This window comes from Affinundibacterium danionis, from assembly GCF_042432465.1.
Taxonomy (GTDB): Bacteria; Pseudomonadota; Gammaproteobacteria; order Burkholderiales; family Burkholderiaceae_D; genus Undibacterium; species Undibacterium danionis.
In genome coordinates this window covers 1-13,802 of sequence record NZ_JBHLXJ010000032.1, presented here as the reverse complement: position 1 = coordinate 13,802, position 13,802 = coordinate 1, and the positions used below count along the sequence as shown (strand labels likewise).

The following is a 13,802-nucleotide window of genomic DNA, read 5'->3' as shown; positions in this document are numbered from 1 at the left end:
ATCCATTTATAGGGGGAGATGGATGCGACTTTGAACAATATGCTCACTTCAAGAACAAGAATTTACAAGCTACTTTGCCAAGCATTAATTGTTTTGGCGATAACATAATACGGCTAAAGAACGTCACCCTGCTAGACACACTCAATTTAATTTAATGACGAAATATGCATACCACTTATAAATCAAAAAAAATAGCTAATAGCGAGAGTCATTATTCTCAAAGGATATCTTCACATTTTATTAAAAATAAAAAGTTATTTTTTATAATTAAGCAAAGATAGATATTAATACCAGTTGTAAATTCTCATTGAGTCAATTTATAAAAAAATACTAAATTTTGCATTTGTAACTAATATTTAAATAGTGATAAAAAAACAATGCAAATAAGTGCAAGGTTGCTAACATCATACAAATATATTTAATTTCGGAAGTAAATATATTTTCATGCGTTTACCTTTTATACTAAAAAAAGGTGAAGCTAATTGCGCAATGAAAATTGCGCAATTGTTGATATATGAGCGACATTGACATTCTCTTATATTTGCCGCAGGCGTCTCACAAAGATGCAACTTGGCCTCTCCTGATTAGCACATCATTGCTATTTGAAACACTATGCAAGTGGTAATTTGAAAACAAATACGTCTGAACAATGGAATCCCTCCCCCCAATTTAAATTGTTTAACGTGCTAAGAAATTTATAGGAAAAATCATGATTGAGAAAATATTATCAAAGTCCGTGCGATTGATATGCGCAGGTGGATTTATTGTCGTGGCTGGATCATTATGTGCTCCCGTAATGGCGCAAGATGCGACGGTGCAACGAATTGAAATTACTGGTTCCGCCATCAAGCGAATCGCTAAAGAAGGCGCACTTCCAGTGCAAAACTTAAATGCCGCCGATATACAAAAATCTGGTGCAAAAAACGTGGAAGAGTTAATTCAATCTTTGTCGTCAATGCAGGGGTTTACAACTTCCTCTGAATCTGTGAATGGCGGTGGTGGCGGTGTTCAAAATGCATCCATTCATAGCATTGGTGCTGGCTATACTCTAGTGTTATTGAATGGACGACGTCTTGCGTCGTATGGTTCAGGTAGTGCGGTAAATCTGGCTAGTATTCCAATGAGTGCTGTAGAGCGTGTCGAGATACTTACGGATGGTGCGTCAACGCTTTATGGTTCAGATGCGATTGCAGGTGTAATCAACTTTATTCTAAAGAAAAATCAACAAGATTTTCGCTTTGAAGCAGGCATGAACCATCCAAGTAAAAAAGGAGGGAAAAGTTCAAGCGTGACATTGTCCAAAGGCTTCGGCGACTTAGAAACAGATGGTTATAATTTCTTAGTGACTTATGCTCACGACTCTCAAGATGAACTCAATGCGAAAGACCGCGAGTTCGCGAAATCTGGATTGAAACGTTTTACTGAAGGCGGAAAAACCTACTCGACTTATTTACTGGCCGCCAATACCGCTCCTGCCTCCGCAACCCTCAGCCTAAAAGACAATACAGTAAAAATTTTCTCGCCTAGCTATTACAAAACAGGTACTTGTGGCTCCAACACTTCGTTCATTGGAACTGCAACAGATAAATCATGTTGGTTCGACTACGCGTCTACAGTCCAACTTATTCCAAAATCAGAAAGAGACAGTCTTTTTTCATCTCTCAATATTAAAGTGAACTCGAATCTGAACCTGTTTGCAGAAGCGGTCGCTTCGAAGTTTACACAAACAGCACGTTATGCCCCTGGCGCTCAACGACTGAGTATGCCTTTAGGTAGCACGCTCTATACGAACGAAGTACTTCCTTACCTATCGAAAATCGGCGTTGCGCCAGAAGATGTGAAGTCAGCCTCAATGAACGTACGCTTTACTGATGCTGGAGGTCGTGCTCGAGACTACATTACCAATGCAAAGCACTTGGCTTTTGGTGCCAACGGCACGGCAAACGGCTTCGATTACTCTGCATCATTCACACATTCTGAAAATAGCCAAGAATCAAACTTTGTTGGTGGCTTTCTCAGCAGGAATAAATATAATGAAATCGTAAACTCAGGAAAATTTAATCCGTTTGGACCATCAGGAAGTTCTGCTGCGGTATTAGCACCAGCAATTCTACATACCAATGAGAATAAGACTGACGTCAAGCTTGATAAATTCAGCGGCTCGCTAAGTCATGAGCTTTTTGAAGCACCTGGCGGCCCATCACAATTAGCTATTAGCGCAGACTATACGCGTCAACGCTACGATTTCATGCCGAGTCCAATATCTCAAGGGCAAAATGCACAACAGCCAAACTTCACTGATACGCCATTAGGAGATTCGGCAGATCATCTTCCAATTGCTGCCAAGCGAAGTAATTGGGGTGCTTCCGCAGAGTGGATGATTCCTGTGACTAAAACCTTAGAAGTAACTGCTGCAACACGTTACGATGCCTATACTGCGGTTACCAATGATATGGTATTCGATCCATCAAATGGTAAATTATTGCCGCCAGCAGAACAGGGCAATGCGAATAAAAAAGCGACTTATAAACTTGCCTTCCGCTTCAACCCAATAGATAATTTATTGATTAGAGGGTCCTACGGTACGGGTTTTAAAGTGGCAAATATGGACTCGATTACCTCACCGATTGTTCAATCAGGAAACACGTCAGGTTCCTATCCTTGTCCAGTCAAATCACCTGATCCACGTGCTGCTTATTGCACAGGGACTACCCAGCAATACTTACTTACGGGTGGCAATAATTTGAGTGGGCCAAGCGGCTTAAAACCGGAAACATCGAAACAATACACAATTGGCTTTCGTTTTGATCCGGTTAGCAACTTATCACTCGGCTTAGATTTGTGGTCAGTAAAAATGAAGGATCAATTGACAACACTGCCAGAACAATTTCCGTTCGCGGACCCAGTGAAATTTAACAATAATTTCTCGATCGTATATGACCAAGGTATTGGAGCTAATAAATTGGTGACCTTACTACCAACATTTAATTTAGCTGCCGCCAGATATCAAGGTATTGATTGGGATAATACGTATTCGATGAAAACCGAACTCGGCAAATTGAACTTGAAGTGGAATGGAACATTCATGCTAAAGTCTGAAGTCGATGTACCTGGATCGCCAACAGAAAGTAGTCTCGGGAGATTTGATGCCTACAATAACGTGACTTCACGTGTCATCTCTCAATTTGCAGCGAGCCTGACTTCGAGCGATATTTACACAAACACACTAGTGATGAACTATCGTTCTGGCTACCATGATCAGGTTTTAACACCTGACGATAATGCCTTAAAGCTAGTAAATAGCGACGGTAGTCTCCCCCCAACATTTGCTGGATTAACGAGAGACGTACGTTCATTTATCACGTTTGACTGGCAAACAAGAGTACAAATGAAGCAATATAGCAACTTAGTATTGACCTTCGGAATTCGTAACATGTTTAACAAAGCGCCACCGCTCAGTATTCGAATAGCCGGTGGTGGTAACCAAGCTGGATACGACGCTAGATATGCGAGTCCTCTTGGACGCCAGTTCTACATTACTGGTGGTACTAGCTTCTAACCACTAAGTTATGACTAAGGGGCGCAGCTTCAAATGCGCCCTTTTTTTCATATTTTTATTTACTATTTCGTAAAATGCCTACTGTAAAATCAACTATAACATTTCGAAAATTCAGCGATGAAAACGCGGATAAATGTATTGAAATCTTCAAAAGCAATACCCCCTTCTACTTTTCACAAATAGACGAAATTGAATTTAATCGATTTATTAAAGACCCTGCATCACCGTTCTTTGTCGCCATTCTAAGGAACTCTATCGTAGGATGTGGTGGATATTCAGTCATGGGTAATATTGGCGCACTTCGCTGGGGGATGGTCGATTTTGAACACCATAAAAAGGGAATAGGAAGCAAGTTACTTTTGTATCGATTAAACCAAATGATTAACGATCCCAGCATCGAAGAAATTAGACTTGAAACTGGAATGTCTAACGCGAGATTTTTTGAACGTTACGGCTTTAAGATATTGGGTGTTGACCAAGTAATCGAGAAAAACTATCGGATCAGGCTTCAAATGTCTTATACCAAATAAATATTTTTTGCCACCATTCAAACGTCAAGTCAAAATCAGCAGATTGATTTTCGACGATCAAAAAGCTCGAGCGAGACTCAAGACTTTCTCATGAAATAATTTACGTTATCAAATTTACGCATTTTCTGTATCAACATCAGCAAATGAATGCTTATGGAGCCTTAATTGAACAATAACGCCTGCAAACATCCTCCCAAAAAACTTATGCCAATGGTTGACCCTAATCGTTGTGAGGGAAAGGGGCCGTGCATAGAACTTTGCCCTGAAAACGTATTCACTATGGGACAACTTGCCCGTGATGACTATGCTCAATTAAGCTTTAAAGGCCGTATCAAAGCTTGGGTGCATGGAGGTAAACAGGCGATAGTGCAGCACCCCGATGCCTGTTTGGCGTGTGGCCAATGTGTTGTTGCTTGTCCTGAACATGCAGTTACTCTTGTACGCTATTCAGAGAACTGATTTCTTGATTACGTTACCACCCAAATCTCGTCATTTGATGTACTTCACCATGCAGGCATCTCAACGGCTTTAAGTTCATTTAACTATATTTTTATTTTTTCAAAATTACGGTCAGATTTCAATTAGCTGACGGCACGGTTTTCGGCAATTTTTCTCGAGAATTAAGCACAGCAAAAGCACGACGAAAAATCTAAAATAGCATGAGCAAATACTCGTTTACGAGACAACAAATATCCTCAAAAAAAACTATTTTCTAAAACACACAACGAAATATCACTCTGAATGATACAGGTCTTGCTGTTTATCATGAGTACGATGCTGCTAAAAATAAGAAGCTAGGATGCAAATGAGTCGCAAACTTCCACCACGTAACTTCATCAAGTTAGCTGCAGATATATTCAACCAAACCGCGAATGGTATCTTCATAACTGACAATAATCGAAATATTATCTGCGTCAATCCAGCCTTTGAACGAATTACTAGCTATTCGGAAAATGAGGTATTAGGGAGGAACCCTCGCATCCTAAAATCTGGTCGGCATAATAGCATATTCTATAAATCTATTTGGGATAGCCTCCACGAACATAGCTTTTGGGAAGGTGAAATTTGGAATCTAAGAAAAGATGGCAAACAATTTCCAGTATGGCAAACCATCATTTCGATTAAAAGTACACATGGACACCCGAATTACTACGTCTCGATTTTTTCTGATATTACTACCATTGAGCAATCATGCGAAGTATTAGCATTCAAAGCAAGCCATGATTCTTTGACTGGACTTCCAAATAGACTTCTATTTGTCGATCGCCTAAAGCATCTTATAAATCGAGCGAGCCGCCAACAATGTGAAGCCGGAGTCTTGTATATCGATGTTGATGGTTTCAAAAAAATAAACGATCATTTTGGGCATGCGACTGGAGATATGATCTTGCAAGAAGTGGCACAACGGCTGCTTAGTTGTGTGCGGCAAGGTGACACTGTGGCAAGGTTAGGCGGCGATGAATTTGCAATTCTTATCGAGCTTAAAACTAAGAATCCATGTAACTTAGATCGAATTTGCCAGTCAATCGTTAGCAGCTTTAAAACTCCCTACCAACTAAAAGGTTGCATCATCCATGTTAGTGTCAGCATCGGAATTTCACGATTCCCGAACGATACTGTCGAACCTATGGAGCTTCTTAATTTCGCAGACCAAGCAATGTATGCATCAAAAGTTGCTGGCAAAGGGCAATACACTTTCTTTCATTGCCTCCCTTACAAAATAGATAGCAGAGAGGCCACAAGCAAGACGAACTTGATTGACTTCTCGTATGACGATTTTCGTATTTCGTATAGACCGGTTTGGTTCATACTAGACCATGCACTATACGGAATTGAGGCTTCAATTGACTCAGAAAGTATTGGCATCAAAAAAAGTGAATGCATCCAAAACTCAAATAAAAAGAATGGCGGCGAACTAAGCCTCAGATTCGAGAATGCATTATTAGAGCGCGTCATTAAAGATCTAAAAAAACAGAAAAATATACAACAGCTCCCATATAAGATTATTGTTCCAGTCTCGTACGAGTACATTCGCCAAGAAAATATCGAGCAAACATTGCGAAAGCTAATTGGTTTTTCGAAACACGTTGCTGGGAAACTTCTTATTGAAATCTGTGAGGCGAGTCTAATTAAAAATGCAGATCACACTGAGTCTCAACTAAAAGGTATCCTTAGTCTAGGAATTCAAATAGGGGTGCGAGAATTTGGAAAGGACATCACTTCTATTCGCGCGTTGAGCTCAATACCAATAACCCACTGCCATTTGTATCAATCTAAACACCAAATTCATGAACATGACGCTGAATCCTATCGAACAATTTGCTGCCTAATTGCACTTGCTAAATCAATGAGTTCATTGGTCATCGCCAACAATATCAATTGCTGCGAGGAGTTATCAGCGTTTCGTGAACTAGGAGTAGAACTTGGAAGCGGTGATGCTTTTGGTATCGGGTTCTCCGAATCAGCACTCGGATCACAACACAAGGAACAAAAGAAATAGCTTCTCTGTGTGAATCAGTCGAGTCATGAAGTGTGGCTACTAGCACTTTAGCAAAGCGCACAAAGTTTTATCGCCATCCAAAAAGATAACCGACTCGATCAGGTTCTTTCCCATTCTACTAAAAGTGGACACAGTATTATATTCTCAGATTGGACAACAACTCGACGTTTCGATTTTTAACTCGAACAAAAATCAATTATTACAACTCAATCTCACGTTTTTGATAATGTGTATTTCACTAACTCAGAAATTGTTTAGTGCTTACCTGAGTCGAAAAGAATTAATACACACATATTGGGATCTCGTATGTTCTCATTTAATCGTATTTTGCTGCGCCTGATCCGATTTGACTAGCGCTTCACACGAAAACGACACGAGTCAATACAATTGTCGCGTTAAGTGAATACATTAAATTTCTTTATTTGCTGTCTAAGGCGATTAAGTTAATGGTAATCCAAGCTGTTAAACGCTGTGGACCTCTACCAATTCAGTTGGAAAAAATCACTTCTAAAATTTCTCACTTACAGTCTAATCAAACTTGTTTGATACAAATATTACTTCACTCCGTGCATCCATTTTTGAATTAATGGTGCGAATAAAAATAAAAGTATGCTAGCGCCTAGCAACGAGTAAAAACCGAATGAATAGCCGTTTAGTGCTGATGAAATAGACATCCCTTTATCACCGCTCACATGGCCAGCAAAAATTCCAGACAAATTATTACCAATTCCGGTTGATAAAAACCAACCTCCCATGCCCAAACCAACGAGACGTGGCGGTGCCAACTTGGTGACCATAGATAAGCCGATTGGCGACAAGCACAATTCACCAATTGATTGCAAAGCATAAACTGCGATCAAAGTCCAAAACGGAATCTTGTTATGCTCGTCGACTAAAAAAGAAAGTGCATACATGAGCAACGCGAACGCCGTCGCATTACCAAATAGGCCGCATGCAAATTTTTGTGGCACTGTCGCTTCACGTTGGTGTTTGGCAAGAAAAATCCAAAGTGCAGCGACCAGAGGAGCCATCAAGACAATAACCAAGGAATTCACACTTTGAAACCAGCCTGTTGGGAAAATGAATCCGCCTAAATTGCGATCGACGATTTCACTAGCTAAGAAAGTAAACGAACTTCCTGCTTGTTCGAAAAACATAAAGAAAACGACATTGAATCCAAATATGGTGAGCATTGCGATTACACGATCTCGTGCGACACGACCGAGGCGCGCACCTTCCACCAGAAGTGCAATAGCAAGGGCAATGAACATAGCTGCAAGCAACCACTGTATAGTGCTAGCGCTACAGGTCAGTAAACCGTAAGTCGCAGGTATCACCAATAACGAGCCAGCTAGTACAGACATCACGCGCTTAGCCTGCCCTTCGTTTACCATCGGTGCGCCGATGCCTTTTAATTGGCGACGTCCAATTGAGAACCACAGTAAACACATCAGCATTCCACAACCTCCAGCGATGAACACTGCTTTATAGGCTGGCATTTGACTGGTTCCGAAGATTTTTTCTGCAAGCAAACCGGTAAATAAGGGGGCAATAAAACCACCAGTATTGATTCCCATGTAGAAAATTGTGAATCCAATATCTCGACGCGAATCATTCTCATGATAAAGCTTACCAACCAAGCTAGAGATGTTTGGTTTGAACAAGCCATTCCCGACAATAATTGTCGCCAAACCAAATTTGAATACGTTTGGATTTGGGTATGTAATCATAAAAAGGCCGGACGCCATAATCACAGCACCAAGCAAAATAGCATGTTGACAGCCAATTATACGATCCGCCATATAGCCTCCGATCAGAGCAGTCGCATACACTAAGGCAAGATAAGATCCATACACAAAATTTGCGGAAGCTTGGCCTGATGGATCTCCCTCATGAAACTGCGCAACAATATATAAAACTAGCGCCCAACGAATTCCATAAAAAGCAAAGCGCTCCCAAAACTCCGTCATGAATAACATCCAGAGTGGACTTGGATGCCCCCACAGTTGACGAAATTCTGGTTTATTGGGGAGCGGATTGGCGTTTGCTTCGATAGACATTTTAGGTGCAGTCCTAATAGTTCGATTAGATTGATATTGGTGAAATGGCTTGAGATTTGGTATGAGCTGTCGACGAATCGCTAAATGAAGAGTATTGTCTATGTATGTGTAACATGATCTTCCCATAAGGCAGAATTAATTTTCCATTGGCCATCTTCTTTAATGAACTGTATTAATTTATCGCCTTGTTGCTGAAACGCTCTTCCGTCTAATACACCACGTTTCCCATAAACACATTGACGCTGTGCGATACTTCCAACTATCGAAGTTGTACTACTTAGCTCAAACTCTTCAAAATCACTAAGATATCCATTAGTTAGGATCTGCTGACGTGGGCGAATAAATTGTTCAAGATTTGTTGCCTTGAAACGTTCACCGATTTTGTTGTTGAACAAAACTGATGGCTGGCACATCGCCATTAAATCATCGAATTTTGGTGTGGCGCCGTGACGGTTGCTAAATAGCTTAAAATAATTTCGTGAAAGTCGGTTGATTAAAAGTTCATCTCGCATGATTGAGTAAACGTGCAAGATTTCGCTAGACGATTCATTTTTTTCTTCCAGCACGGCCTCGAATCGTAAGCCCAGCCGTTGCAGCAATTTGATCGAATTAATATTTTCTGGCATTACAGTTGCGAGAATACGTTGATCATGGCATTGGTCGATCACATGCTCTAACATTGCATGACTAGCTTCTCGTGCATACCCCATACCACTATAGCGTGGAAGAAAAGCAAAACCGATATCGTGAAATGCAAGATACTCTCGCTTAATCATGCTAACGATACCTATGGCTTGATCAGTATGATTTAAATTGACGACCCAGTAGGAAATCGTTTCATTTTCTTTCACCGTCTGAATATAGCGCAGCGAATCACTCAAATTGCGTACTTGGCGATCACCAATGAAACTTAAGAAACCCTGCGTATTCAAGAGTTCTAAGATAAAAGATGCATCGCTAACTTCAAGTTCGCGCATATAAAGATTTTCGCTGGAAAACATTCAAGTTCCTTTTTCAAATATCCCGAAAGAGTTTTCGAAGAAAAGCCATTAGTGTATTTAAATAGCTCGTCTATCGCATGTAAAATACAGCTATTACTTGTAAAAAAAGAGCATCTATTAGCGTCATCATTCAGGGACCAGTCGTATATTCTTGAATTGCAACGTTTACTTATTTGCCCCCTAGTTCGAGCAATGATCGACGAAATTTACAATTAGTTTTCTATGTAACCTCTTGTAGTATCTACTTTATTTTGCGGTATATACTCGCCTAAACTCACTGGGTGCGCTTCCAAACTGACGGTTAAAAGCACGCGATAAATGACTTGCGTCATGAAAACCCAACTCCATCGCTAACTCCGTGATTGGTATTTGCGTTTCTATCAGGCGTTTTCTTGCAATATCAAGACGTTTCCTCAAAATATATCGGTGAGGGGTTTCTCCGAAACATGCAGAAAACTCTCGCACGAAATGCGAGGTACTCATATTTGAGCACGCTGCGAGTTGCGAAAGCGTGAGCTCCTCATTCAAATTTTGTTCTAAAAAATCTAAAGCGGTCTGCAAACGAACGTAGTTTCTACTTATGCGCCCACTTTTAACGCTTGGAAATGAACCTACCTCACTATAGTTCGCAACGAGATAGGTGGCTAAGGAAAATGCAAGATAATCACAGGACAGCCTGGCAAGTTTACTTCGCAGAGATTGAGCGTGTAGAAGTTGCTCAATAGTATGTAAAACAAATCGATCTTGGCGATAGCCTGTATCTGGAAGTTTCACAAATCGCTCAGAATTCTTCAATGCCTTTTGCGTTTGCAATGTGCTCGTGATTTTCCCTTGAATTTTTACCCCGAGCGATGAAGCCTCTTGGGCATGTGCTTCGCAGAGTGCATTAATCAATTGTTTTGGTAAAAACAGGTTCACAATATCGCAACTACTATTTTGACTCCATTCACTTGCTGAACCAGGCGCACATATACGAAAACTCCCGCTCGCTAGTTCGCCTGTCCAATCAAGCTGACCATTTTTCCAAATACTGGCTGTTAGCGGAGCCAGTAATAACGACACTCGGTATTCACTATCAAGCGGGCTTGCTTTATGTATCTTTGAACTATAGTGATCAATCTGCCAGCGCAAAAGTGATACTCGCGATTGCGGCAGCGAAGGTAATATCATTGAAGGCTTCGCCCCTAAATTAATTTCATTCAGCCATCTTTGCAATGCTGTGGAACCAATTGAAAAATCACTCTGCATAAACTTGTTCAATTCATTAAATTCACTTAATAAATATGCTAATCCAATTCACCTCACTCGACTAGTTGAAAGTTAACTGGAAGATCAAAGAAAACTGCACAGTGAAAGAAAATCTTTTAGAACTTCTGTGTTTTATCAGATGTTATTCAACAAGAGTGGAAATTTCTAGTTTATGAGGTTTCCATAGACCGAGTAAAACTCAGCACCATTTTTCACTTTATCCAAAAGGTCAATCAGTGCTTGCTTTCCATTCTTCTGTACCCAGCTTGTAATTTCATCTGAACCTTGGCAGTAGTGAGGAGCATCTATCTTCCACTGCGTTTGGTCTTTTAAGTCTGCCTGTGCTTTTATAGGCTTAGTAACTCCGGGGGTAAACGGTGCGCAAACAGGATGTCCACCGATGTAAGTTGCTAGTCCCTCGTTGAACCAAGTTGGTACTCGACCGTTACCAAGCCTAACCAATACCTCTACGTGGGTTAATTCATGCGCAGAAATCAGCAAGCGGTTGAACTCACTTCCACTACTACTTGGATCACCTACAACGAATGTATCTCGTGGTGCAGAAAAGGATCCGTTTTGTGTTGACATACCTTGTGGCATGACACGACCACCGTAGCAACAATCCATGAAGTAAACCGAACACCCTGAGGTCTTGCAAGCAATGATGTCAGGAATGTTTGTAATCTTAGATGTGCCAAAGAATTTTTTGATTGAATCCATCGCATACGTTCTGATTTTGGCGACCTCTCCGTATTCTGCAGTCGTAATTGCGGGGTCAGCGAATACTCCGTTACATACTTCCACCAATGGCGTTCCGTTCATCACTGGTGGGCTAGTACGTGGAGCAGTCTGATCACAAACAACACTTGACGCTCTAGCTTTGACTTTGAATGTAGTCAAGACCGTTGAATACGCCTTCATCGTGTTACCAGCCAAGTCCTGAGTGTTGTTACCATAAAGAGTTACCACGCAAGTCGAGCCGTAAGGCAGCAGGGCAGAGCCAACCATGAACTTTACACGCGAAGTAGATTTATCATAGACAGCCGCATTGTCTTGGACGTTGCCACTCGTACCGCCTGTACATACATAGTTCACTCTGACATTCGAAACCTTCTCACTCATATCAAACTGAATCTCAGTATTAGGCACAACATCAGTTGCACCATCTGCTGGAAATATGCCGCCAAGATAAACAGGCGGTGTGGTGTCGCCAGTTGGGTTAGTAGGTCCAGTGTCTGGTGAAATGACCACCGTACCTGCTGTTGTAAACTTTGTGACTAACCAGTTCTGCGCAAATGGATTACCTGCCAAGTCTTTGGAGTCCGTACTGTCGATCAACAGAGTACAGTTAGAATTTGCTGGATATGGTGAAACAGGTGTAACCGTTACTGAGTTACCGCTAGTCCAACTTGATACTGGAACCGCAGTGTTGTTCGCCCCACAGAACATCATTGTCTTTATGCTGCTCAGAGGCTCCGTCACTTGAAAGATTATCCGAGTATCTGTCGCTACGTTAGTAGAACCGTTGGATAGTGAAACAATACGATATTATTTTGATGTAAGTTTTTTATCCTTTAAAATCAATTATTTATGATTTATTTTATCGGAAATACTCATTTAACTATAAGGCTAGCTACAAACTATTGACTGAGTACAGCAACCATTTTGATCAAAATACCTATGAAGATAATGTGGAGTTCATGAACAATTCAATTAGCCGGAGCGACGAAGATTGTAATAAATTCCGTGAAGACTTAGCAGTGCGCCCAACTTTACCAATAGTATCAGAGACAATTGAATTTTTTGCACGTAAAATAGGTATTGCCGTTCCCAGCGACGCCATCATCAGTTTAAGTAAATATTATTTAAGTGATGACTTTAATAAGTTTAAAAGTGAAATTACTCATGATAGATAAAAAAAGTATTATTTTAGGAATTCTTTACTTAGTTTTCAACTTAGTGACTACAAATGCATTCGCCAATTCAAATAATTGTGAATCGAATATTGCTATTCCTGATAATGTTTCAAATTCACGCATCATAGTAATTGGTGAAAATCATGGTACGGTTGAAATGCCTGAGTATCTTTCTCAATTAGGATGCTATTTTGTAAGCAGTGGCAAGCAAGTGCTTATAGGTTTAGAAATCGGAGCATCTGAACAGGTAAGAATTAATTCTTACCTTCAATCTGACGGCGACTCAATCGATAAATCAAACTTATTCGACAGTCGATTTTGGGAGCACGGGAGGAATTTTGGTGTCGCAAGCCATGCAATATTTATGATCATCGAAAATTGTAGGCAACTACGAAAACAAGGATATGACATTTCCATATTCGCTTATGATGGTGCTGAATCAGCGTGGCCAGTCAAGTTAAGTAAGAAAGAGTCATACTGGAGCGGGTACCGAGAAGCACTGATGGGGCTTAACATTGAATTACGCGCTAGGCTTTATCCAGAGCATACCTTAATAATTTTCACTGGCGATGTTCATGCTAGACGACGCCCCAAATCAGATAAAAACCATGAATCTATGGCGTATTATTTGTCTGAACGATTTAAGACTCATACGATAACTTTCTCTCACCCTGCTGGAGAGAGTTGGGGGTGTACAGGCCCAATAGATAATATGAATTGCGGACGGCTTAAGACAAATAAAAGTAAATTTGCAAATAATCCAGAATTTGATACGACAATTCAACTAATGAAGCTTACAGCGTCTCCTCCAGCTTTAGGTCAACAATAAAAATAAGTATAGAAATTTTAGCCATGTAGATGCTGTCTCGTCCGTCAAGCGAATTCGGGATTAAATGGGGTCTTGGATTTTAAAATAGCGAAAGCCAAAGAAAGAAGCTTTCTCATACAAGCAATGATAGCGATCATCTTTGGTTTTCCAGCGACGAGT

10 protein-coding genes are annotated in these 13,802 nt (G+C 40.6%); 6 read left to right on the top strand and 4 right to left on the bottom strand.

Annotated features, from left to right (window positions below):
- Positions 1 to 709 precede the first annotated feature (709 nt).
- The 4 genes from ACFFJH_RS18315 (at position 710) to ACFFJH_RS18300 (ending at position 6,589) form a co-directional block, all read left to right on the top strand.
- Positions 710 to 3,559, top strand: a complete 2,850-nt coding sequence (locus ACFFJH_RS18315; RefSeq protein ID WP_390214437.1) for a TonB-dependent receptor domain-containing protein — start codon at positions 710 to 712, stop codon at positions 3,557 to 3,559.
- 74 nt (positions 3,560 to 3,633) lie between these two features.
- A complete protein-coding gene (locus ACFFJH_RS18310; protein ID WP_390214435.1) occupies positions 3,634 to 4,089 on the top strand; it encodes a GNAT family N-acetyltransferase in 456 nt (151 codons plus the stop codon).
- A gap of 204 nt (positions 4,090 to 4,293) precedes the next feature.
- The gene (locus tag ACFFJH_RS18305; protein WP_390214483.1) at positions 4,294 to 4,548 is read left to right on the top strand and encodes a 4Fe-4S dicluster domain-containing protein; all 255 of its coding nucleotides are present in this window, start codon (positions 4,294 to 4,296) and stop codon (positions 4,546 to 4,548) included.
- A gap of 346 nt (positions 4,549 to 4,894) precedes the next feature.
- Positions 4,895 to 6,589 carry a diguanylate cyclase domain-containing protein gene (locus tag ACFFJH_RS18300; RefSeq protein WP_390214433.1) on the top strand — a complete coding sequence of 565 codons (1,695 nt, stop codon included), beginning with the start codon at positions 4,895 to 4,897 and terminating at the stop codon, positions 6,587 to 6,589.
- A 554-nt stretch (positions 6,590 to 7,143) separates the two neighbouring features.
- Here ACFFJH_RS18300 and ACFFJH_RS18295 read toward each other — a convergent pair.
- From ACFFJH_RS18295 to ACFFJH_RS18280, 4 genes are all read right to left on the bottom strand, one after another.
- On the bottom strand, positions 7,144 to 8,649 hold the full coding sequence (locus ACFFJH_RS18295) for a peptide MFS transporter (RefSeq protein ID WP_390214431.1): 1,506 nt from the start codon (positions 8,647 to 8,649) through the stop codon (positions 7,144 to 7,146).
- A gap of 98 nt (positions 8,650 to 8,747) precedes the next feature.
- Positions 8,748 to 9,650, bottom strand: a complete 903-nt coding sequence (locus tag ACFFJH_RS18290; RefSeq protein WP_390214429.1) for a GNAT family N-acetyltransferase — start codon at positions 9,648 to 9,650, stop codon at positions 8,748 to 8,750.
- A gap of 246 nt (positions 9,651 to 9,896) precedes the next feature.
- Positions 9,897 to 10,898 (bottom strand): helix-turn-helix domain-containing protein, encoded by a 1,002-nt coding sequence (locus ACFFJH_RS18285; RefSeq protein ID WP_390214427.1) that lies wholly within the window; start codon positions 10,896 to 10,898, stop codon positions 9,897 to 9,899.
- 165 nt (positions 10,899 to 11,063) lie between these two features.
- The gene (locus tag ACFFJH_RS18280; RefSeq protein ID WP_390214481.1) at positions 11,064 to 12,440 is read right to left on the bottom strand and encodes an Ig-like domain-containing domain; all 1,377 of its coding nucleotides are present in this window, start codon (positions 12,438 to 12,440) and stop codon (positions 11,064 to 11,066) included.
- Positions 12,441 to 12,598: 158 nt separating this feature from the next.
- Between ACFFJH_RS18280 and ACFFJH_RS18275 the strand changes: the two genes are divergently transcribed.
- Positions 12,599 to 12,814, top strand: coding sequence for a hypothetical protein (locus ACFFJH_RS18275; protein WP_390214426.1), 216 nt, complete (start codon positions 12,599 to 12,601; stop codon positions 12,812 to 12,814).
- Complete coding sequence (locus ACFFJH_RS18270) at positions 12,804 to 13,643, top strand: hypothetical protein (RefSeq protein WP_390214425.1); 840 nt, start codon at positions 12,804 to 12,806, stop codon at positions 13,641 to 13,643. Before ACFFJH_RS18275 ends, ACFFJH_RS18270 begins: the two co-directional genes overlap by 11 nt.
- Positions 13,644 to 13,802: the final 159 nt, after the last annotated feature.

Bases quoted from the DNA above. Each gene is read 5' to 3' on its own strand.
- ACFFJH_RS18315 (WP_390214437.1), top strand. From the start codon at position 710: ATGATTGAGAAAATATTATCAAAGTCCGTGCGATTGATATGCGCAGGT.
- ACFFJH_RS18310 (WP_390214435.1), top strand. From the start codon at position 3,634: ATGCCTACTGTAAAATCAACTATAACATTTCGAAAATTCAGCGATGAA.
- ACFFJH_RS18305 (WP_390214483.1), top strand. From the start codon at position 4,294: ATGCCAATGGTTGACCCTAATCGTTGTGAGGGAAAGGGGCCGTGCATA.
- ACFFJH_RS18300 (WP_390214433.1), top strand. From the start codon at position 4,895: ATGAGTCGCAAACTTCCACCACGTAACTTCATCAAGTTAGCTGCAGAT.
- ACFFJH_RS18295 (WP_390214431.1), bottom strand. From the start codon at position 8,649: ATGTCTATCGAAGCAAACGCCAATCCGCTCCCCAATAAACCAGAATTT.
- ACFFJH_RS18290 (WP_390214429.1), bottom strand. From the start codon at position 9,650: ATGTTTTCCAGCGAAAATCTTTATATGCGCGAACTTGAAGTTAGCGAT.
- ACFFJH_RS18285 (WP_390214427.1), bottom strand. From the start codon at position 10,898: ATGCAGAGTGATTTTTCAATTGGTTCCACAGCATTGCAAAGATGGCTG.
- ACFFJH_RS18275 (WP_390214426.1), top strand. From the start codon at position 12,599: ATGAACAATTCAATTAGCCGGAGCGACGAAGATTGTAATAAATTCCGT.
- ACFFJH_RS18270 (WP_390214425.1), top strand. From the start codon at position 12,804: ATGATAGATAAAAAAAGTATTATTTTAGGAATTCTTTACTTAGTTTTC.